The 20,608-nt window shown below is 62.7% G+C and carries 24 protein-coding genes; 15 read left to right on the forward strand and 9 right to left on the reverse strand.

What is annotated here, in order from left to right; all coding sequences use genetic code 11:
* Window positions 1-49 precede the first annotated feature (49 nt).
* A complete protein-coding gene (locus tag BN1233_RS09080) occupies window positions 50-742 on the forward strand; it encodes a hypothetical protein (protein ID WP_046863279.1) in 693 nt (230 codons plus the stop codon).
* Window positions 743-865: 123 nt separating this feature from the next.
* On the forward strand, window positions 866-1,090 hold the full coding sequence (locus BN1233_RS09085; protein ID WP_046863280.1) for a hypothetical protein: 225 nt from the start codon (window positions 866-868) through the stop codon (window positions 1,088-1,090).
* Window positions 1,091-1,118: 28 nt separating this feature from the next.
* Here the strand turns inward: BN1233_RS09085 and BN1233_RS09090 are convergent, their stop codons facing one another.
* Window positions 1,119-1,328, reverse strand: a complete 210-nt coding sequence (locus tag BN1233_RS09090) for a hypothetical protein (protein WP_046863281.1) — start codon at window positions 1,326-1,328, stop codon at window positions 1,119-1,121.
* Window positions 1,325-1,558, reverse strand: a complete 234-nt coding sequence (locus BN1233_RS09095; RefSeq protein ID WP_046863282.1) for a helix-turn-helix transcriptional regulator — start codon at window positions 1,556-1,558, stop codon at window positions 1,325-1,327. The genes BN1233_RS09090 and BN1233_RS09095 overlap by 4 nt, the downstream gene beginning before the upstream one ends.
* Before the next feature lie 78 nt (window positions 1,559-1,636).
* Between BN1233_RS09095 and BN1233_RS09100 the strand changes: the two genes are divergently transcribed.
* Together BN1233_RS09100 and BN1233_RS09105 are read left to right on the forward strand one after the other, a co-directional pair.
* A complete protein-coding gene (locus BN1233_RS09100) occupies window positions 1,637-1,933 on the forward strand; it encodes a hypothetical protein (RefSeq protein ID WP_046863283.1) in 297 nt (98 codons plus the stop codon).
* Window positions 1,930-2,127 (forward strand): hypothetical protein, encoded by a 198-nt coding sequence (locus tag BN1233_RS09105; protein ID WP_046863284.1) that lies wholly within the window; start codon window positions 1,930-1,932, stop codon window positions 2,125-2,127. Before BN1233_RS09100 ends, BN1233_RS09105 begins: the two co-directional genes overlap by 4 nt.
* A 75-nt stretch (window positions 2,128-2,202) precedes the next feature.
* On the opposite strand, the gene BN1233_RS09110 is transcribed toward BN1233_RS09105, so the two are convergent.
* Both BN1233_RS09110 and BN1233_RS50495 read right to left on the reverse strand, forming a co-directional pair.
* Complete coding sequence (locus tag BN1233_RS09110; RefSeq protein WP_046863285.1) at window positions 2,203-2,547, reverse strand: hypothetical protein; 345 nt, start codon at window positions 2,545-2,547, stop codon at window positions 2,203-2,205.
* A gap of 555 nt (window positions 2,548-3,102) precedes the next feature.
* The gene (locus BN1233_RS50495; RefSeq protein ID WP_280139386.1) at window positions 3,103-3,234 is read right to left on the reverse strand and encodes a hypothetical protein; all 132 of its coding nucleotides are present in this window, start codon (window positions 3,232-3,234) and stop codon (window positions 3,103-3,105) included.
* Here BN1233_RS50495 and BN1233_RS50995 point away from each other — a divergent pair.
* The 3 genes from BN1233_RS50995 (at window position 3,223) to BN1233_RS09130 (ending at window position 4,394) form a co-directional block, all read left to right on the forward strand.
* Window positions 3,223-3,690, forward strand: coding sequence for a hypothetical protein (locus BN1233_RS50995; protein ID WP_425311709.1), 468 nt, complete (start codon window positions 3,223-3,225; stop codon window positions 3,688-3,690). The genes BN1233_RS50495 and BN1233_RS50995 overlap by 12 nt on opposite strands.
* Before the next feature lie 243 nt (window positions 3,691-3,933).
* Window positions 3,934-4,122, forward strand: a complete 189-nt coding sequence (locus tag BN1233_RS09125; RefSeq protein WP_046863287.1) for a hypothetical protein — start codon at window positions 3,934-3,936, stop codon at window positions 4,120-4,122.
* Between the two features lie 17 nt (window positions 4,123-4,139).
* Window positions 4,140-4,394 carry a hypothetical protein gene (locus tag BN1233_RS09130; RefSeq protein ID WP_046863288.1) on the forward strand — a complete coding sequence of 85 codons (255 nt, stop codon included), beginning with the start codon at window positions 4,140-4,142 and terminating at the stop codon, window positions 4,392-4,394.
* Window positions 4,395-4,516: 122 nt separating this feature from the next.
* On the opposite strand, the gene BN1233_RS09135 is transcribed toward BN1233_RS09130, so the two are convergent.
* Complete coding sequence (locus tag BN1233_RS09135) at window positions 4,517-4,786, reverse strand: DUF6894 family protein (RefSeq protein WP_046863289.1); 270 nt, start codon at window positions 4,784-4,786, stop codon at window positions 4,517-4,519.
* Window positions 4,787-5,036: 250 nt separating this feature from the next.
* On the opposite strand from BN1233_RS09135, the gene BN1233_RS09140 reads away from it, so the two are divergent.
* The 4 genes from BN1233_RS09140 to BN1233_RS09145 all read left to right on the forward strand — a co-directional run bounded on the left by BN1233_RS09140 (window position 5,037) and on the right by BN1233_RS09145 (window position 8,500).
* Entirely contained in the window at window positions 5,037-5,606 is a 570-nt protein-coding gene (locus BN1233_RS09140; RefSeq protein ID WP_046863290.1) for a recombinase family protein, read from the forward strand.
* A 1,268-nt stretch (window positions 5,607-6,874) separates the two neighbouring features.
* Window positions 6,875-7,042, forward strand: a complete 168-nt coding sequence (locus BN1233_RS46735; RefSeq protein ID WP_154678258.1) for a hypothetical protein — start codon at window positions 6,875-6,877, stop codon at window positions 7,040-7,042.
* A 94-nt stretch (window positions 7,043-7,136) separates the two neighbouring features.
* Window positions 7,137-7,469 (forward strand): helix-turn-helix domain-containing protein, encoded by a 333-nt coding sequence (locus BN1233_RS51000; RefSeq protein WP_425311710.1) that lies wholly within the window; start codon window positions 7,137-7,139, stop codon window positions 7,467-7,469.
* A 53-nt stretch (window positions 7,470-7,522) separates the two neighbouring features.
* Window positions 7,523-8,500 carry a tyrosine-type recombinase/integrase gene (locus BN1233_RS09145; protein ID WP_425311702.1) on the forward strand — a complete coding sequence of 326 codons (978 nt, stop codon included), beginning with the start codon at window positions 7,523-7,525 and terminating at the stop codon, window positions 8,498-8,500.
* A gap of 146 nt (window positions 8,501-8,646) precedes the next feature.
* Here the strand turns inward: BN1233_RS09145 and BN1233_RS09150 are convergent, their stop codons facing one another.
* Window positions 8,647-8,976, reverse strand: a complete 330-nt coding sequence (locus BN1233_RS09150) for a hypothetical protein (protein ID WP_046863292.1) — start codon at window positions 8,974-8,976, stop codon at window positions 8,647-8,649.
* An 82-nt stretch (window positions 8,977-9,058) separates the two neighbouring features.
* Window positions 9,059-10,117, reverse strand: coding sequence for an NAD-dependent epimerase/dehydratase family protein (locus BN1233_RS09155; RefSeq protein WP_046863293.1), 1,059 nt, complete (start codon window positions 10,115-10,117; stop codon window positions 9,059-9,061).
* 531 nt (window positions 10,118-10,648) lie between these two features.
* Between BN1233_RS09155 and BN1233_RS09160 the strand changes: the two genes are divergently transcribed.
* The 3 genes from BN1233_RS09160 to BN1233_RS09170 all read left to right on the forward strand — a co-directional run bounded on the left by BN1233_RS09160 (window position 10,649) and on the right by BN1233_RS09170 (window position 13,601).
* Complete coding sequence (locus tag BN1233_RS09160; protein ID WP_046863294.1) at window positions 10,649-11,050, forward strand: hypothetical protein; 402 nt, start codon at window positions 10,649-10,651, stop codon at window positions 11,048-11,050.
* A gap of 101 nt (window positions 11,051-11,151) precedes the next feature.
* The gene (locus tag BN1233_RS09165; RefSeq protein WP_046863295.1) at window positions 11,152-12,885 is read left to right on the forward strand and encodes a sensor histidine kinase; all 1,734 of its coding nucleotides are present in this window, start codon (window positions 11,152-11,154) and stop codon (window positions 12,883-12,885) included.
* Entirely contained in the window at window positions 12,885-13,601 is a 717-nt protein-coding gene (locus BN1233_RS09170) for a response regulator (RefSeq protein WP_046863296.1), read from the forward strand. The genes BN1233_RS09165 and BN1233_RS09170 overlap by 1 nt, the downstream gene beginning before the upstream one ends.
* A gap of 446 nt (window positions 13,602-14,047) precedes the next feature.
* Here the strand turns inward: BN1233_RS09170 and BN1233_RS09180 are convergent, their stop codons facing one another.
* Both BN1233_RS09180 and BN1233_RS09185 read right to left on the reverse strand, forming a co-directional pair.
* Window positions 14,048-15,634: an ABC transporter substrate-binding protein gene (locus BN1233_RS09180; protein WP_046863298.1), complete on the reverse strand. Its 1,587-nt coding sequence runs from the start codon at window positions 15,632-15,634 to the stop codon at window positions 14,048-14,050.
* A complete protein-coding gene (locus BN1233_RS09185) occupies window positions 15,631-17,979 on the reverse strand; it encodes a sensor histidine kinase (RefSeq protein WP_046863299.1) in 2,349 nt (782 codons plus the stop codon). The genes BN1233_RS09180 and BN1233_RS09185 overlap by 4 nt, the downstream gene beginning before the upstream one ends.
* A gap of 889 nt (window positions 17,980-18,868) precedes the next feature.
* Between BN1233_RS09185 and BN1233_RS09195 the strand changes: the two genes are divergently transcribed.
* Complete coding sequence (locus tag BN1233_RS09195; RefSeq protein ID WP_046863301.1) at window positions 18,869-20,584, forward strand: ArnT family glycosyltransferase; 1,716 nt, start codon at window positions 18,869-18,871, stop codon at window positions 20,582-20,584.
* The last annotated feature ends 24 nt before the right edge of the window (window positions 20,585-20,608 follow it).

The raw sequence follows: 20,608 nt of genomic DNA on the forward strand, positions 1-20,608 counted from the left end.
CAGCAACCCGAACAGCGCTCGCCGAGACCGGGAGCGCAGGAGAAGCGCAATGGCACTCCGAGCCAAAATCGAAGCCCTTCACGAGGTCGACGCGAAGCACCGCGATCTTTACCACGCCACTGGCGACGGCTTCGTTCTCGACGTCGAGCCGGTCGACGGCTTGTCTCTCGGCAAGGTCGAGAAGTGGCGCGCACACGTCGAGAAGATGCTCGTCGCTGAGAAGGCTTCCGCCGCCCTCGACGCCGCGCGGATCGATCCGGCATGGAAGGATTATTTCCTCGCCAAACTGACGGCCGCAGCCCAACTGAACGACGAAGGCGATGAGATCGAGGTCGAGATCATCGACGACAAAGGCATCCGCCGCATCGGCTCACGCGGCGAATGGCTGACGATCGAGGGCTTCGTCGCGGAGATGAAACAGGCGCGGCCGCGCTGCTTCATCGACGACGAACCGAACAAGTCGCAGCCGACCAGCTACAGCGGTCCAAATCCTTGGCTTGCCGCTCATCGCAATCTCACAGCGCAGGGGCGCATCATTCGCGACAATCCCGAGCTTGCGCGTCGCCTCATGATCGAAGCCGAAGTCGATCCCGGCAGCGTCGGCAGCTCGCGCAATTCTGGCACCTTCAATGGCCCCAATCCGTTCAAGCGCGAGACGTGGAACCTCACCCAACAGGGCGAACTCTTTCGCGCCAATCGCGCAGCATACGAGCGCATGAAAGCCGAAGCGGGCGCGGCCTAATTCAACACGCACGCTAGGGCCGATTTCGCGGCCACTAGCGGCCATTCTCGGGCTCGCGGCTGCATCTTAGCCGCGAGCGCATCGCGTCCGTCTGTGGCCCGTTTCTGTCAATCGGAGTGCCTAATGCCGAAAGTCACCATCATCCGCGAGGTTGCGCACAACGATACGGCCGGAACCGTCTTCCTCGGCCGTCTCGAAGGCGATCTCGTGATTGCCGTTCAGTCACCGCAATCAACCGAAGCTTGGATCGCGTTCGAGATCCCGCGCGAACACGCGCAGGCAGTTGATCGATACTGCGCGTGCTTCGCTGACGAGATCGGGACGCGCGATCGATCGAGAGCGCACTGAGCCTCGCGCACGCGCACGTGAGGGCCGATCAGAACATCACGCTCCGCGGATCCTCGCGCCACCGTGCGAGCAATTCCGGACTATCGCGGAGCAGATCCTCCATGGTGAGCGGAGATCCTCGCTCGATCGCCTCACACCAGAGAGCAACACGCGCCTCCGTAGTCGCCGGGCCGGGGATCAACGGCGGCGGCTCTCCGAAAGCGTCCCGATAGGCTTGGAAGGCCTCGGCTTCGGTCATGCCGCACGCTTGAGCTGCACGCCGGGGCCGCCCTCGGCGAGGAAGACGATCCCGGCGCGCTCAAGGGCGGCCGTGAGCTTGTCGCGCGTGTCTGCATAGCCTCCGAGATCGCCGTCGGCTGTCTCAAGCCGTGCGATCGTTGGCTTCGAGACGCCTGACGCATCGGCGAGATCTTGCTGCGACCAATCGAGAAGGGCGCGGGCGGCTTTGAGCTGGCGGACGGAGATCATCGCAACCTGATACTTTTTGTATTGACTTCGGGCCGGGCTAACTTGATATGCAAAATATCAAGTTTGGATCAAGGCGCAATGTCCCTCCACCTACATGCACCCGATTTCCTCGACACCGCTACTCTCGGCACACAGCTCGCGCCCCTGCTCCCGGCAGATCCGGCCGTGTGGTTCGATGCGGCTCTCTCGCATGGCGTTCGAGCCGGTCTCGTGGCTGACGGGCTCTACATCAACGGTGCTGATGCATCGCCCGCGGCCGTCGAGTTTCTCGTCGCGTGGCTCGGCGCCACCGTCGGCGGGAAGACCGCCTTGAAGGCGTTCTTGCGGGCTCGCGAGATCGGGCCGATCCTGCCTCTTCACGAGAGGCGGCAATGAACGACGAGAAACGACAACCGACACCGGAGGAGATCGCCGAGCGTTTCGGCGGGCCGATGCAATCGTGGAGCGGTGGCGACGGCAAGGATCGCATCCGCGCGGCCATCGCGCGGGCAGATCAACACGAGGCCGAAGAGGAGCTTCGCAAAGCCGAGGCTCAGCTCCGGAGGCTGACCGGCGAGGATACGCAGTAAGCCTGATTGCTCCGACGAGATGCAACAAGGCCGCCTCATAGGCGGCCTTTCTCATTGGTTGAGCGCATGCCCGTTCTACGACGACGGGGAGAAGCTCGCATCCATCGTCGATGGTTTGCGGCAATTGACAAAGACCCGCTGAAGGCGATCGAGGGAGGGATCGAAGCGCACGTCATTCCTCGTCATCAGCTCGGAATACCAAACCTCGGCCGAGCTGCCTCTCGGGATCCGAAAGTTGCTCCCCAACTTGAACTTCGAGTTCACATAGACGGTGCATTCGCCGAGATCGAAAGCATTGGGATTGTTGATAACGATGCCTCGATTGCTCCCCCTCAACGTAACGTTAAGATCATCCGCCTTCGCGGTGATCGTGTTTGCAGCAACGACGAGCGTTGCGGATACCGCTAGAGTTTTCAGCACTTTCAGCCCCCTTTTGCTGTAGGCCGACAACCCTTGCGCAAAGCTTGGCTGTGATCAATTCGCCGTCCTGCGGCGTCCACAAACACCGATAGGCCGCCCTCGGGGCGGCTTTTCTTTTGGCCTGCGAGCCAATCGCCCGGCTGCCTCTCGAACATCGCAAACGACCATGAGCCGCAAGATCTGCGCGCACTGCGGCTGCACATTCACGCGCGCCGCATACCCAACCCTCACCGCCTTCGGCCGCGCTCGCTTCTGCACGCCGATCTGCGTCGAAGCCGCGAGCCCGCGGCCCCGCCCGACCGCCCATTCCGCCGATCACGGCACCCGACCCGAACCCATCGAGGGGGAACGACGATGAGCGACACGAAGAAGACGTGTGAGCACTGCGCTTGCCCATTTGAGCGCGGTAAGCGCCCGGCGAGCAAATGGAGGCGCGTCCGGTATTGCTCGAAATCATGCTCGGCGCAGGCGAGGGCGCCTCGCGTCGTGGTGAAGAGGCCAGCGTGGGAGCGCTTCGAGGAGCTATTCATCCCCGAGCCGAACTCCGGCTGTTGGCTATGGGTCGGAGGCGTCGATCACCACGGCTACGGCCTGTTCTGGAACGGAGAGCGTTCCATCGGCGCGCATCGCTTCGCCTCCGAGTATTTCCGAGGGCCGATACCGGACGGCCTCAACGTGCTGCATCACTGCGACACTCCGGCATGCTGCAACCCGGTCCATACCTACGTTGGCACGCAGGCACAGAATGTGCGGGACTGCGTCGAGAGAGGCCGCTCTGCGGTCGGATCACGGGCCGCTCGGGCGAAGGTTACGGAGAGCGAGGTTGCGATCGCTCGGGCCCTTCGGATGCACCCGTCAGAGTTCTCGCGGCGCTTCGGATTGAGCGTCTCGGCCGCCCGGCAAGCGCTGCGCGGCGACACATGGCAGCACATTCCGATGCCAGATCGCAACTGGCGGCCGTCGTCCCCGGTGCCGGATAGGCATGCTCAAACTGAACTGCCCGCTCTAACCGCCATGAGGCGGAGGCCCGAGCCCGAGGAAAGTCGGAGAAATTCCCATAATCGACAGGCCGGAGAGGACGACGGAAGCCCCTACGGCAAGGATCGCCAACCACAGGACAACCGACAGCATGGTCGATCGTGATCCGGGGTCGCGCCTAGCGGCCTTACGGGGCACCTCAGACATCTCCGCGTGTTCTGCGCTTCTGTTCGGACTACCGGCTCAAAGCTATACCACTAAAGTGGTATTTCAACACCAGAAGCTAGGGGGGGCTCCCGTGTTTCGGGAAGGTCCGCTTCGGCACTCGGATCACACTCCGAATTGGACCCCGTTCTCGTCGGGATAGCGGGGAGTTGAACCAAGCTGCGGCCGAGCGATTTTACCGGCATGCACCACACCACGATCACCCTCGACCTTGCCGGCGCCATCATCGCGGACCTAGACGTCGCCGAGGATCGGATCGATTGGCAGCTCTATGCGGTTGAGGGCTGGCACCCGGACCTCGGGCGCGTCGTGGTGATCGAGAGCAGCGCCCAAGCCGTGCTCGTGTCCGAGGTGCCTTTGCCCGAGATCTGAGGGTTTGACGCTCCGATATGGCACCCCAAGGAAACCAGCCCAAGACTAGGCACCCTGCGGCCGCTGCCGAGTGCAGTTTCACCGAGATCGCACTCTTCGAGCGCATCGCTGTGAACGACACCGATAGCCCTATCGATATCGGTTACCTCTCCAACCTCGTCCGGAAGGGCTTGGTCATTCACGAGCCGCCGAATGCGCCATACGTCCCGGCCCCCGTTCTCATGCAATGGCGCCAGTGGCACGCCGAGAACGCGGAGCTTCCCGACATGTAACCATCTTGCCTGAGCAGCGGCGCGAGCGTGGTGCACGTGCAGCGGGTTCTCGACCGGGCTGCATGAGAGGCGCAGCCCCTTAGCGCCTTACTGCAAGGAGATCGTCGAGCGCGATGCCGGCCTTACGCGCGGCCTCTGCGCGATGGCTCCGGCGGCGGGTTCACCCGGTGGACCTCCATTGAAACCCTGATGGTTAGCACCCGCTGGTGATGCTCGTTCCTCACCTCCATCGTGACATCCCGCGCTTCGCCCTTCGGCAACCGGTCGCGTCCGATCTCGGCGGCCGTGCAGGCGGCCTCGTATTCGGCGACGCCCAGATCGTCGAACTCCAACCCGTCTTCATCGGGAGTGAACCGCTCGCCCTCCCCGACGTCGAAATAAAAGCGAGGCATCGCGATCCCTGCCGAGCGTAGTGGCAGTCAATGCCTCAACTCGGGGGTTTTGTTCGCTGCGCATCGGCTGAGAGATGACCGGGTAGGGGTCCGCGAAGCCGCGCAGCGCACCCGCTCTGTCACAAAACGGTATACCGCTGCGCTACATCAGAATGTTACAGAAAGAGACGTAACAAAACGGTTGCTTTGGGAATTTTGTTACACTATCAAATGAACCTCTAGACCGTTTTGTTACATCGGAGCCTCGAACATGGCCCTCTACGGCTACGCCAGAGTGTCGACCATCGACCAAGACCTCACTATCCAACGCGAGGCCCTCAAGGCCGCCGGATGCACCGTCATCCGCGATGAGAAAGCCAGCGGCACGACTACGAAGGGGAGGACCGAACTCGCCATTCTTCTCGATTTCATCGGTAAAGGAGACGCACTCGTCGTCACGCGGATCGATCGCCTAGCCCGCTCGATCGCCGATCTTCAGGACATCGTGCGGACGCTCAAGGAGAAAGGCGCAACCCTCAAGGCGACCGAGCAGCCGATCGACACGAGCACTGCGGCGGGCAAGGCCTTCCTCGACATGCTCGGCGTATTCGCTGAGTTCGAGACCAATCTCCGGCGTGAGCGCCAACTCGAAGGTATCGCGAAAGCGAAAGAGGCCGGTGTCTACGCCGGGAAGGGACGGAAGCCTTCCGTCCCGGTCGAGAAGGTCCGCGAGTTGCACGCCGCCGGGCAGGGGCCGAGCGCAATCGCCAAAACTCTTGGCATCAGCCGAATGAGTGTGCATCGCGCCCTTAACGAGCGGACCGAGATCCCGTTAAGGTAGAAGCTCCTCGGCAGCCCACAAAAACAAAAAAGCCGCCCTTTCGGGCGGCTCGGGTGTCCTAAAGGCCTCTAAGCACAGGCCTTCTTCCGCTGAGCTAAACGCGGGTCAATTTTCACGCCCCGCTTTGCCCAAGCTTCCTTACCGCCTTCGTGATGCTCACGAAGTTGCTGCTTGAGTGAGGCGATCTCGGAGGCGTTGTAAAGGCGTGGACCCGGATCTGTCTGTCGCGCCCTCTGCGCTCCATCGAACCAAGACACGACCTTCCGCGTCAGTGAGGCAGTAAGTGTCATGGCCGATCATCCCCCTCCACAAGCCGTTAAGCCCAGGCCCATACGCAGATTGAAGCACAGTAGCAGTCTGAGGCGCAATCGCAAACGTTTGGTGAACACCTTTGCCGTGAGCCAACGTCGTGACCGCGAGTATCGTTCCACCGTTTCGAACAATGTAACTTCGAAGGGCAGCTAGTGTCCCGCCGATCGTGCATACATCGTCGCATAGAATATAAGGAGTGCCCCTTCGCACCCTGCCGGTGAAAATCGGCTGCCAGATAAACCGCTGTTCACGCGACATGTCCGTGCGGCCGACCCGGCCTGCTTGCACTATTTCCGTATCAACTTCAAGCCCCAAACGGGCCGCTAAGTAGTCGGCGAAGTCAAAAGGTAGAGCATTAGTTGGCCCGCGCCTCTGGACCTCGTATCCATCATGATCCGGATCAGCAAAACTTGGATGCGGATGCACGATTACAGGGTCGTCCTCTGCCTGCATTACTCGATAGAGAATATCTTCATAGACATCCTCTGAGATGCAGTTCTGAACGACGTTGCGGGATGCCTCTCGATTGAACCTGTGTTTAGCCTCTTGATATTGAAGTGCCCACGCCTGCCTAGCGCGCTTTGAGAAGACGAGCCCCCTCAACCGGTCAAGGGTCGAATGGACGAGAATGCGATCGTCGCCGAAGTGCCCCCAAGGCTCTCTTGGATGGTCGGCGAGACGCGTGAATGTAGTCGCCTCAGGTTCATTCAGCCTTGCTGCGTTAGAGGTATACATACTTTCAACAACTGGTTGATCCAGTTACCTCACTTTTGAAGGGGCAAATTTCCCCGCTCTGCGAATACCTCGCAGTTCCCAACCCAAAATCTACAAGTCGCCCCACGGTCCTTTCTTCGAACCGCATAAACGCAACACGCCCGAGTTACAGCCTCCCCATACGTCAACACGTCATGCATAACGCAGCAACGAGGTTGCCGTGTCACTCGGACGCTTCACCTATGGAGGGACTTGAACCGGCCTTGTTCGGCCGGCTGTCATCTCGGATCGGCGCGGGCACGCTATTCGCGTTGCAAGCCCTGCGTCAAGAACTAGCGTCGGTCGAGGAAAGCATGCCTGAAGGCTTCACCACCTTCGAGACCGGCGAGTTTACAGTCTACCTCGACTAGCCGCTCTAGACCTGTGGACAGGGGTGGCGGAAAAGATATCCCGCCGATGTTCCGCGTGATGAATGCCGTGCCGACCAAAACGCGAGGCACGCTCATGCAGAAGCCGTCAAGGCTGCTCACCATTCCCGAAACCGCGGAGATCCTCGGCATGTCCGTCAAGACGGTTACCGGGCACATTAACGCGGGACGCCTACCGTCGATTGCGGTCGGTAACGGGCAGATGAGGTCGCGGCGACGCATTCATCCGGACGATCTTCAAAAATTCTTCGATGCACAGAGGAGGATCGAGTGTCAGTCTACAAGCCCAAGAACTCGCCGTTTTGGCACTATGACTTTCAGGTCAGACGCCAACGGTTTCACGGATCTACTGGAAAGACAGAAAAACGAGCGGCAGAGGCCGTCGAGCGGGCCGAGAAGGAGCGTGTAAAAGCGCTTGCGGCTGCACAAGGCGGGATCGGTGCGCGTGGTCGGGTCCGCGACATGACCTTCGACGCTGCCGCCCTCAAGTATTGGGAGCAGCGGGGAGAGCACGCGGGCAGCTCGAAAGAGATTTGGACGAACCTCACTCGCCTCGTCTCGTGGATCGGCAAGAGCACAATGCTCTCCGAAATCGACGACGCGCTGCTCGCGGAACTCGTTACACGCCGCCGGGCCGAACATCGGTGGGGAGAGCCGAAACACGGTCTCGTGACCAACGCACAGGTCAACCGCTCGGTCACGCAGCTCCTCAAGCGCATCCTCACCCGTGCCCGCAAGGCGTGGAAAATCCCACTTCCCGATGAGCCGGATTGGCGGGAGCATATGCTCCCGGAAAGAGACCGGGTGCGCGAGCTTGATTTCGAGGAGGAGGCGAGGATCGAGAAGAGCGAGCGCGAGGACTATCGGCCCGCGCGCCTGTTCGCTCTCGCGACCGCGCTACGCAGACGCGAGATCGTGAGCCTTACATGGCGGCAGGTTGATTGGGCCGGTGGCGTGATCCGGGTCGTCGGCAAAGGCGATAAGCCGCACGAGATCCCGATCACGCCGGAGATCACGGAGATCCTTTGGCCGCTGCGCGACCACGACCCTACTCACGTCTTCACCTTCGTCGCCCAACGCACGCGGACATGCGGGAAGACCGGACGGAAATATGTGAAAGGGAACCGATACCCGATCACGTATTGGGGCTTGGGAACCCGGTTCCGGCGCGACTTGGCAAAGGCGGGCGTCGAGAACTTCCGCCTCCATGACCTGCGACATACGGGCGCAACCCGGACGCTTCGCGCGTCGAAGAACATCAGAGCGGTGCAGGATCTCCTCAACCACTCGTCCCTGACCGTGACGCAGCGCTACGCGCACGCTCTAAAAGACGACGTGGCAGAGGCAATGAAGGCTCGGCGCGATGACGAGATCCAGCGGAGGGCCGAGCACGAGAGCCGCAAGAAGTCCCGAAATAATCCCGAAGCGCAGGCCTCTTGATCCACTAAGTATTGGCAGCAACATGCGAAACGGCGCTGCCTACAACGGTCTTCTAAGCGGTAGGTCGCAGGTTCGAACCCTGCCGGGGTCGCCACCCGATTCACGCCTGCAGATACGCAATGGTGGTCCGGAGGGCAGACGCAAGATCAATTGCTCGAAATCTCGCCGTCACCCGCGCTCACCGTGTCGCTCTGTGCCGACGGTGGCCGGCTCGGAGCCAAAGCAGCGGCCGGATCGAATGGCGCCGTTCCCGCCCACCGGTCGCGGCCACCGCAATAGAGGCAGATCGAGCGGAACCGGTACTCGCTTTCCTGCATTCGCCGCAGGAGACGTTCCTGACGTGCCCGGGCCTCCTGCCCGGGATCGATCTCAGGAGCCCGAACCCGCACTCTGAGAGGCGAGTTATCGGGCTGCTCCGCCCATGCCCCGGAAGCGACCAGCAACAGGAGCAAGGCGGCCGCTGCAAGGCGCTGCATGGCTGATCCTCTGTCGGTCCGCGCCCGGGATAGGGGGTGACGCCCCCTCATGGCATGCGCTCCACCGACGCAGGTACCGCCATCAAGCGGCAAGCTGCTCCTGCCAGCGCAGATCGGTCGAGAGGCGGCCTGCGCTCATGTGCCGATCGAGGACCTGAAGCCGAATGCGATCGGACTTTCGATAGTCAGGATCCGCAAACCCGATGGCCATGAGGCCGTCGCGGATGCGGCCGACGCTCTCGACCAGTGTCATTTGAGGCTGGTGGTCCGGAGCCAGGGACCGGAACAGCCCGAAATCCACCCGGTAGGATCTCTTGTCCGGCGGCGCATCCTTGTTGATCGACACGCGTGTTCCGGGAATCGCGTCCGCAACGGCTTGGGCGAGTTCGCTCACCTGATAGTTCCAGCTATTGGAGCCGGCATTGACCGCGAGAAAGGCTCCTCCGTTACCGGGATCACGACGAATCGCCCAGTCGATGGCGCGGGCCATGTCGGTGACGTCGATGAGCGGACGCCAGGGAGTCCCGTCGCTCAGGACCGAGATTTCTCCGGTTGCGATGGCTCCGGCGACGAAATCGTTGAGGACGAGGTCCAGCCGGAGACGGTCGGACATCCCGCAGGCGGTCGCAAAGCGCAGGCAAGTTACGCTCATCCCGCCAAGATCCACTTGGCGTAAGGCCTCCTCGGTCGCAATCTTGGATCTCGCATAGGCCGTGAGCGGGTTCAGGGCGTCGGTCTCCCGGCGCGGGCCGCCTTCGGCGAATCCGTAGATGCTGCAGCTCGAGGCGAAGACGAAGTTCCGCACACCCGCATCCCGCGCCTGCTCGGCGACGCGGACGCTCGCCCGAAAGTTGATGGCATCAGTCGGCTCTTCGAACCGCGTCCCCATCGGATCATTCGAGACCGCAGCAAGATGAACGACTGCGTCGACATCCTCGAAGACCTTGTCCGCTATGAACCGGATGTCCCCGAACACCTGCTCGGTCAGCAGCCGCTCGGGCAGCCCGTCGGGGGTCGTAAGGCAGTGCGCAAAGTATCCCGCGTCGTAGCCGACGAGATGCGAGTCCGGGTAGCGTGCGCGCAGGTGGCGGACGACCACCGGCCCGATATAGCCCATATTTCCGGTAATCAGGATCTTCATCAGAGATGCTCCGAGAGGATGTGAGAGAGGGACAGGACGAGACTAACAGTGAGTGATTCGCACTGGGAACATGGGACCGTTCCGGGGATGAGAGCCGGCGCACGGCAGTTCCCGACCGCATCTGCTCGCCCGATGAGGCGACACGAGTCAGCCTCGCAGCAGGAATCATGCTTGGCTGCACCGGAGACGGCGAAGCAGGGGAACAGAACCGCCGCTTATGGGACCACATCGAGAATACGGGTGGCGCTCGGCATCAGGAATTGGTCCGATGAGGCGGGTGGGGAGGCGATAGTTCCAAGGCGCCCGCCTGAGCGGCAGCGGGCGGCCACCCGGCGGGTCTCACGATAACGCCAAGCTTGGCTGACGGTTCCCGAGCCGCAGATGCGAGATCGCCGAAGGGGTAGTCTTAGCCGTTGCGCTACTGATGGGTATCGCTTCCCGCTACCCTCCGGTTACGAAACGAACGAAGAAATAGCGACGCAACAAAGGTTCTTTAGAGGCAAGCATCCGTTTCCTCAGGAGCCTTCTCTGATGCGCCGCTACGATCTGCCGTTCCTCATCCTTGCAGCCGTGTCGCTCCTCGTCGGTGTCTTCATGGGCATCTGGATGGGGATCGTGCACGACTTCCAGTTCGCTCCCGTTCATGCCCACCTGAACCTGCTCGGGTGGGTATGCCTTGCCCTGTTCGGCATTTGCTATCGCGTCTACCCTGCGCTGCAGGATTCTCCTCTCGCGCACGCCCATTTTGCGCTCGCCGCGGTCGGCGCGTTCGTGTTGCCAGTCGGCATCGGGCTTTCGATTGCGGAGACCACGCCCGTGGTCGCCATTGCGGGCTCGTTCATCTGGCTGGCCGCCGTGGTCGTCTTCCTGCTCAATTTGGTGCGCATCGCGGTGGCGGACCAACCCAGCAGCCGGCTCATTCCGGCGGAATAAGCCGCCGATGCCGGAGCCCGGTTTACCCGCGGCCGTCCACCCCGCATAATCAATGATCAAAGGGGGGCAGGCAGCGCCTCAGAGGGAGTGAAGTGGCGGCGATGGCAGACGACCTCCTTCATCTGATCGAGGATGTGCCGGCGGAGGCGTTCTCGCGGGACGCTGCGCCCTGGACCATCGCCATCATCGACGATAACGCCGCCGTCCATGAAGGGACGCGGTTCGCCCTTTACGACTACACTCTAAATGGGCGGCCGCTTCGGTTCGTGTCGGCCTTCTCGGCCCGGGAGGGCCGCGCGCTCTTTCGCGAAGAGCCCGACATCGCCGTGGTTCTCCTCGACGTGGTGATGGAATCCGATAACGCCGGGCTCGAGTTGGTCGATTACATCCGAAAGGAACTGCGGAACGAAACGGTCAGAATCGTCCTGCGGACCGGCCAGCCCGGGCAGGCACCGGAACGGCGCATCGTCCTCGACTACGATATCAACGACTACAAGGCTAAGACCGAGCTCACGGCGGACAAGCTCTTCACCACGCTTACGGCTGCGCTGCGCAGCTACCAGCAACTCCGCAACCTCACGGATACGCGCCGGGGTCTCGAACGCATCATCGGCGCTGCCGCGGACCTGTTCGGCCGCACCTCTGCTCCGCTCCTGTCCCAAAGCACGCTCGAACAGCTGGGCGAGATCCTCGGCGCCAGATCGGCTGACGGCATCCTCGTTCTCAGGAAAGGCGAGGATACGACCGTGCTGGCGGCAACCGGTTGCTATAGCGGCTCGGAAGGGCTGGCGCTGTCATCGGTTCCCGAGCCCGTACGGGCGCGGCTTCTGAGTCTCCTTGACGGGATGTCTCACGAGCTCAATTCGATACCGCTCGGCATCCGGATCGGAACCGTTGCCGGCGTCGATGCCGCGCTCAGCCTCGATATCGGCCGGGAGCTCACCGAGGTCGAACGCAAGCTCGTAGAGCTGTTTGCCAGCCGGCTTCCAGTCGCCTTCGACAACGTGCTCCTCCACGAGGCTTTGCAGGATGCCAATGCCCGTCTGGAAGAGCGCGTCATCGAACGGACCGCCGAACTCACGGCAGCGAACGAGAGGCTCGGAGCGCAACGCGCCATGCTTCGCCGCGCCAACGCTTTCAAGGACGAAGTCCTCGGCAAGGTTGCGCACGACCTCAAGAATCCGCTGGGCGTGATTCTCGGGCGAGCGGAAATTCTTTCCGATCTGCTGGATGAAGCTCCAGTTTCCGTGGTTTCGCTGCGTGAGCAGCTGGCGCATATCCGTTCCACCACGCGAAAACTCACCGGCATGGTCGACGAATTGATCGTCGATGCGATGAACGACGCCATCGATATCACCATTCGGCGGGAGCCTCTCGACTTGGCCGCTCTGGCGGCGGAGGTCGTGTCCGCCAACACTCCCCTGGCGGAGCGGAAGGGGCAGACTATCCACCTCGAATCGGACAGCGACATCGTCCTGGAGGGAGATCAGGAACGCCTTCGTGAGGCCATCGACAACCTCGTCGGCAATGCCGTGAAATACAGCCCCCTCGGTGCTGCGATCATCGTCCGAGTCGATCTCGACCAGGAAGAGGTGGTCTGTAGCGTCATTGATCAGGGCCCGGGCCTCTGCCCGGAGGACATCGGGCGTGTCTTTGGCCGCTTCCAGCGGCTCTCCGCAAAGCCGACCGGAGGAGAGAGTTCGACAGGGCTCGGACTTTCGATCGTGAAAAGAATAGCGGAATTGCACGGCGGGCGAGCGACCGCAGTGAGCAACGGGCCTGGTCTGGGCTCGGTCTTCTCGCTGCGTCTGCCCGCCAATCAGGGGGAGGGGTGATGAACGGTGGACCGCATATCGTGGTCGTGGACGACGAGCCTGCCGCGCGAGACATGGTGGGCGACTACCTGAAGATGCACGGCTTTGAAGTGACGCTTTGCGACGGCGGAGCCTCGCTGCGCAAGTCCATGGTCGACCGCCAGCCCGATTTGATCGTTCTCGATCTAAATATGCCTGAAGAGGACGGCCTCTCGATCGTTCGCGATCTGAAGGCCCGCGCTCCTGTTCCCATCATCATGCTCACTGCGACGGCCAGCCTGATCGACCGCGTGGTCGGCCTCGAACTCGGAGCGGACGACTATATCCCCAAGCCCTGCGAGTTGCGGGAACTCGTCGCGCGGATCCGCTCGGTCTTGCGCCGGGGCGCCGCAGCCCAGGCCCAGGCACCGGCGGAACCTGTAACGACCCGTGTCCGGATCGGAACCAAGTGGTTCGACGTCGACACGCATCGGCTGCGCGACGAGAACGGCGGAGAGCAGGTGCTCACGAAATCCGAATACGCGCTCCTGCGGGCGTTCTCGGATAATCCGAAGCGCGTGCTCTCACGCGATCGTCTGCTCGACTTGGCGGACGCCCGCGATCCGGATGCTTTCGACCGATCAATCGACGTCCGGATCAACCGCATTCGCAAGAAGATCGAGCCCGACCCGGGTCACCCCCGCTACATCAAGACGGTCCGTGGCCTGGGTTACGTGTTCCGGCCGGATGGCGACTGACGCGACGATTTCCTCCTTCTGCGCACGCGCGAAACAGTCGACGGCTTCCACCGGTGAGCCGCGAAAAACTGCAGCAACATCACGGATGTAAGCCTTCGACAGTCCGCGTGGGTGACGCATCCTTCGCGCTCGCGGCGCGATCTCCGGCCAGCTTGCGTGCTCCAGCGCACTGCAATTTGGGCCGACCGGCTGTGAAACTGTGTTGCACGCCAAGGCATGTTCGCAGGCAGGAGAGGAAAAATCCCATGCCGCATCTGCGCGCCGACGCCCTTCGAGACGATCCGGAGGGCATGGCATTCCTCCGAGACTGCCTCGCCGATGGTCGACCGGTCCAGACAGACTCGGTGGAATCCTCGGCTCCTCGACTCGTCAGGAAAAAGCAGACGGCCGCACGCCCGCGAGTTCGCCGGCCTGAATCCGCGCAGGCGGCCGGATAAGAATGCCGATCACGGTGCGAAATCGACCTGATCGAAAATATGGCGCCCGAGGGGATCGATCCGGAAATTCCGGACTTCCTTTCTAGCAGCCATGAAGACAACCGAGTGCGCGATCGGAACCCACGGCGCCTCGCGATGGAAGATCTCCTGTGCCTGCCGGTAGAGGCGTTCGCGCTCCGCCCTGGCGGTCGTCTCTTTCGCCTTTTTGACGAGCCGGTCGTATTCCGGATCACACCATTTAGCGATGTTGTTGCCGCCGGGCCGCGCCGCCGTACAACCCAGCAGGGTGTCCAGGAAGTTGTCGGGGTCCCCGTTGTCGCCCGTCCAGCCGAACAGTGCCATGGATGGTTCGCCTGCCTGGAGCGTTGCCACATACTGGCTCCACTCGAGTGTTTGCAGATGCAACCGGATGCCGACCTTAGAAAGGTCGGCCTGAATCATCTCAGCTACACGCTTGGCATTCGGGTTGTAGGGGCGACTGACGGGCATGAACCAGAGATCGGTCTCGAACCCGTCCGCATGGCCTGCCTCTGCGAGCAGCATCTGTGCGGCGTCGACGTCATAGGGATAGTCCACGATCTCGGCGTTATAGGACCATAGGGTAGGAGGAATCGGATTCTTCGCCGGAACGCCGGCGCCTTGGTAAACCGCCTGGACAATGGCCTGTTTGTCGATCGCCATGTTGATCGCGCGCCGGACGCGCGGATCGTCGAACGGCTTCTTGAGCGCATTGAGCGCAAGATAGCCGACATTGAGGCCTTCCTGTTGCAGCAACTGCAGGTCGGGATCAGAGGCAATCTTCGATACATCCGACGGATTCGGAAACGCCATGACGTGACACTCGCCCGATCGCAGCTTGGTGAGGCGTACGGCCGGGTTCGGCGTGATCGAAAAGACGAGAGTGTCGACAGCTTGCGATGGGCCCCAGTAGGCCGGGAAGGCTCGATACCGGATGGATACTTCGCGCGTGAAGTCCACGAAGCTGAAGGGCCCGGTGCCAATCGGGTTCTCGTCGAGCTTCTCGGGAATGCCTGCCTTGAGCAGGACATCCGCATATTCTGCGGAATGGATCACATTGAAGGGCATCGCGAGATCGGCCAGGAAGACCGCATCCGGCCGCGAGAGACGGATGCGGACCGTGTACGGGTCCGGAGCATCGACGCTGCTCAGGAGATCCGGCATTCCGAGATCCTGGAAGTAGTTGTACCGTGCGCCGGAGACATGATGGTACGGGTGATCGCTCTTCCACTGCCGCTTCAGCGAGAAGAGCACATCCTCGCTGTTCAGCTCGCGGGTGGGCCTGAATAGGCTATTCGAGTGAAAGCGCACGCCTCTCCGCAACCGGAACACATATTCGAGGCCGTCCGGCGATATCGTCCAGCTCTCGGCCAGAGCCGGGACGATATTGGTCGAGCCCGCTGGGAACTCGACGAGATTGTTGAACATCGGCCGGGCCGCGTTCATTCCCGTCGTGGTCGACACGATCTGTGGATTGAGAGCTTCGGGATTCCCCTCCGAGCAGAAGACCAGCGTCTTGCCGGTGGCGGGAAAGACGCAAAGGCCGAAAATGGCGGCCAGGATGAGCTTGCGGATCATGTGACGGGAATCTCGTGCGGCACGGGAGCCTGACCGGAGCGCTCGGGTGCAACGAGCGGGAGGTCGATCGTGAAGGATGTGCCTTGGCCTGCGGTGCTCTCGACGTCGATCGAGCCCTGTAATCCGACAGTTACGAGATTGTAGACGATATGGAGGCCAAGACCCGTGCCGCCTCGTTCACGGCCGGTCGTGAAGAACGGATCGAAGATCCGCGACAGGTTCTCCGGTGGGATTCCCCGTCCATCGTCGCCGAAAACCAGACGGACCATGTCACGCCTCGGGAGCGAGACTGCGATCGAAAGATGGCCGGCCTGCTCGGGGGCGTAGGCGTGCACGATCGAGTTCATAATGAGATTCGTGAGGACCTGTCCGAGGCTGCCCGGGAAGCTGTCGAGCTCAATCCCGGAAGGGCAGGCGACCTCCACGAAATGGCCGGTCTTGCGGAGCACGGGGCCGATGCTCGTCAGAAGCTCCTCCAGCCAGGACTTCAACTCGAATCGGCGGCGCTCGCCGCTCGCCTGATCGGCGGCGACTTGTTTGAAACTGTAAACCAGGTCGATCGCACGCGTCAGGTTCGCCAGAAGCAGCCGCGAGCCCTCCGCGAGCCGCTCCAGGCCGCCATTGAACTCGGAGCGCGTCAGCTTGCCCGCGGAAGCGCTTTCCTGAAGGCGGGTCGCCTCGCGTTGAAGCGCAGTGGATGTCGTCAATGCAACGCCCAGGGGCGTATTGATCTCGTGCGCCACTCCGGCGACGAGCTGCCCGAGTGAGGCCAGCTTTTCCGCCTGGATCAGGTCGGCCTGTGTCTCCTTGAGGCGCTGCAGCGTCTCGTCGGCTTGCTCCTTCGCTTGACGGAGCGCCTCCTCGCGCCGGGTGATCTCGCGCACGAAGAGGTTCGCAGCTCGCGCCATGGCGCCGAGCTCATCTTCTCGTGTTGCCTCCGGGATGAAGGAGGCGGCGGGATTCGATGCAAGTGAGATCATCCGGTCCCGAAGGCTCTTGAGCGGCCCGGTAATCGAGCGGGCCACGATGAAGGCCGTGCCTGTCCCGAGCAAGAGGCCGGTCGCTGCCCCGAGGAGGAGAATCGTCCTCACGACCTGCCCGATGCGGTTCGCGTCGCCAGTGAACATGTCATTGACGGTACTGGCCGCGGTCACCATCCGCTGCGCCATCGCATCCATGTCGGCGATCGTGGAGTTCTGGCCACGCAGGCCGACGGCAGTCGTCGCGAGGCCCTCACGCCACTGGGCGATGGCGTCGGTCATCTCGGATTGGATCAAGGGCGAGATGGGAAGTGATGCGACCGTCTCGGAGATGCTTGCGCTTCCCTGCAGGATCTGTTCCGCCGCATCGGCGTCTCGCGCAGCAAGGGCATCCGCAGTCTTGCGCTGGAGTTTCAGGCTCGCGATCGCGATGTTCTGTGTAACCTGCTCGGTCTCCGCGGCATTCACGGAGTAGGTCAGCAATTGGGCCGTTTCGTCATGGAGCGAGCGCTGTTCCGTCGAATTCACCTTGATGAGGCGTTCCACCCAGTCGGCGAAACGCTGCCGCTCCAGACGGGCGCGACTGTCCTCGACCGGGTCCGTTCCGCTGCTCCTGTCCTCCATCTGCCGCTGCAGGAGGTCCACGAGCTCATTCGCCGAAGCCGTGCGTGAGTCGTCACGAAGGATCTGCTCGAGGTCCGCGGCGGCATTCCGGACCCGCGCCATCATGAACGAGTGCTGCACCACAGGCGCCACGATTTCGGACGGGGAGTCAGTAGCCTCCCCCTGCCTCTTCTGCGCCACGGCGGCCAGTGCGGCCCGCAGTTCCTGTGCCCGGTCCACGATATCTCGGGCGAGACGCAGTTTCCGGTCACTCGCGGTCAGGGACGCGACGATATCCGTATTGGAGGCATGCTGGCGCTCGCGGGCGCGGTCGGAAAGTTCTACGAGCGAGGCGGCCCGGGCATTCATATCCGCGATCAGGCGGTCGTTCCGAATCGTAATCCGGATCAGGTCCCACATGCGGTCGCTGTAGGTCTGGAGCACCTCTCGGGTTTCTGTGACGACCGTGCGATGGGACGGTTCCCGGGCGAGGCGGGCAAGGGAATCGAGATTGGCCGCCCCCTTCGCGGCGAGCTCGCTGAACTGGGACAAATGGATCGAGCGCTCGGAGGCGCGCGCGCGGATGTAGTCGTCGCGCTCCACCATGAGGCCGAGCAGGTCGCGGTAGACCGTGCCCGCGAGCACGACCCCGTCCCGGGTCCGCTCTGCGGCGCTCAGGAGCAGCCAGGCAATGACGGCGATCGCTGCCGCAATGGTGATCGGAATCCCGCCGACAAGCGCAACTCTGCTTCTGATGCGCATACGCGCTCCGCGCCGCCTGAGCACGACTTGACCGGGGACCAGGCAATCCGGGTGCGGCCGGGATGCATGAGAAACGATCCCGGCGTCGGGCTCAAGGCGCCGGATGGTCACTTCGTCCAAGAGCACACCTTAGCTGGATGAGCGCAGGCGGAACGAGTGGCCGGCCGGCGTCCGGATATCTCGCTCTCCGAGCCTGGCGTCTCGTTTCGTCCTGCGATCGCATCGAGGAGGTTCTGAATTTCCTGGCGGCGGCTCTCGTAGCCACGCTCTCCAGATCGTCCGGCCGGGCCCGATACCGTGGCCGCATCGATCCACGGCGGACGCATGTCGATGGGCATGAGCGGTCCTCCAGGCGGCTTTCACTCTCCTCAGCCTATGAGGCATCGGTTTCCCGGCTGTTTCGTCCCCCCTGGTCGGAGCGGGCAAATGTTTCGTCCCCGAAATACGACGCGACATTCCCTCGAAAGCGCAGGCTCGTAGGACATCTCCGTTCCGGAGACAGGCAAATGACCACACAAGCTCTCTGCTTTTTTCTCGGCGCGGTCGCTCCGCTGACACTGATCGGCTGGCTCATTCAGTTCCATTGACCGGAGACCGATCCGGGCAGCCTGGGGAGACTATCGTGACGACGGGGCAGGCTTGGACAAACCGGGCAGCCGCCCTCTCTGGCACTGGTCACCACAGGGTTTCCCAGCACGAATTTCCTGATCGCCGCGCTGCTGGTGCTCCTCAGCGCCATCTGACGGAGCGCGGCGGCGAACCGCACCACGCAATCGCTTCCGGAATTTGACTTCGGGGCCTCTTTGGTCGACATGAGCCGCGCTGCAGGGCCCCCTGCGGCCCGAGAGGCCTTCCGAATCCCAGGCCTCCGCTGCTTCCGGAGAGCCCGATGACCAGCCTCGCCGCCGAGCGTATCGCGCTGGCTCGCGTGCCTGACGCTCTGGCCAGTCGGGCAGGCGCGTTCCTGGCGCGCAGTCATCTGCGGAACTGCGGCATCCTCATCATCGTTGCGCTCGCATTCTTCCTGCCGGGCTTCGCATCTCTTCAGCCCATGGATCGGGATGAGCCCCGCTACGCGCAGGCCACGAAGCAGATGCTCGAGACCGGCGATTTCGTCGATATCCGCTTCCAGGACGAGGCACGCCACAAGAAGCCGGTCGGGATCTACTGGTTGCAGGCGACTGCCGTCAGGGCAGGGGAAGCTTTAGGTGCCCCATCCGCCCGTACGACGATCGCGCTCTACCGGCTGCCATCCCTTCTGGGTGCTGTCGCGACCGTGCTCCTCACCTACTGGGCCGCCCTCGCGTTCACGACCCGGCACGGTGCCTTCCTTGCCGCCCTGATGATGGCCTCTTCGATCTTGCTCGGAGTCGAGGCGCGACTCGCGAAGACCGATGCGGTTCTGGCAGCCTGCAGCGTTGCGGTCCTGGGTGGAATGGCGCGAGCCTATCTTTCCCGTGGTGCAGGTCGATTAGGTATAGGAACCCTCGGGATCTTCTGGGGCGGCATGGCGCTCGGGATCCTCGTCAAAGGCCCGTTGATTCTCCTGTTCGCGGGCCTCACTGCGGCTATCCTCTCCATCCGCGAGCGATGGGCCGGCTGGCTTCTCGGGCTCAGGCCAGGACTCGGCGTGATCTTCACGCTCTTCGTCGTCGCGCCCTGGTTCCTGGCGATCGCCGCGCGGAGCGGCGGCGCATTCTTCGCCGCGTCCGTCGGCCATGACCTGCTCGGCAAAGTCGGCACCGCCCAGACCTATCATTGGGCACCGCCCGGATATTACCTCACCACCTTCTTCGGAACCTTCTGGCCGACCTCCGTGCTCGTAGCCATCGCCGGGCCGTTCATCTGGGCACAGCGCCGGGACGATCGAATCGCCTTCGCGCTCGCTTGGGTCATACCGGCCTGGATCCTCTTCGAGATCGTACCCACGAAGCTGCCCCACTACATCCTGCCTCTCCTGCCGGCGGTCGCCATTCTGACATCGGTGAGCCTCCTGGCAGGCGGCATTGCTCCTGACCGGCGTGGCGCACGATGGGCTGCCCTGGTCATACCAGCGATCCCGGCGGCGCTTCTGGCAGGGCTCTCCTTCGCGGGGCGGGAGCTCGATGGGCAGCTCCCCTATCTGGCGCTGCCCCTGCTCGGAGGGGCAGTTCTCGTCGCATCGGTCGCATGGTTCGCGTTCCGGCGTGGACAGGCCGAGCACACGCTGATCATCGCGACAGTGTCCGCGTTCCTGGTCATGGTGGGCGTGTTCAGCTTCGCACAGCGGGATTTGCGGTCCCTGAAGCTGTCGCCCCGGCTTGCGGAAGTAACGCAGGGAATGCCGTGCGAGCCTGAGGGGATCGCATCGGTCGGCTATCGCGAGCCCAGCCTCATCTTTCTGGTCGGAACGGACCTGGATCTCCTTGAGACCGGTGGACAGGCCGCCGAATTCCTGAGGAACGGGAGCTGCCGCCTCGTGTTCGTCGAGCGGCGCTTCGAGCCGGAGTTCCGTGCGGCCTCCGCCTCGATCGGTTTGGTGCCGCAGCTCGTGACCCGCGTGGCCGGATTCAATATCAATGGCGGGCGCCGCCTCGACATCGGCGCCTACGCGACAAGCCCGTGAGGCGGGCACAAGGGACGGCCCCTG

Origin of the sequence: Microvirga massiliensis, from assembly GCF_001006805.1 — a bacterium.
GTDB classification, from domain to species: Bacteria; Pseudomonadota; Alphaproteobacteria; order Rhizobiales; family Beijerinckiaceae; genus Microvirga; species Microvirga massiliensis.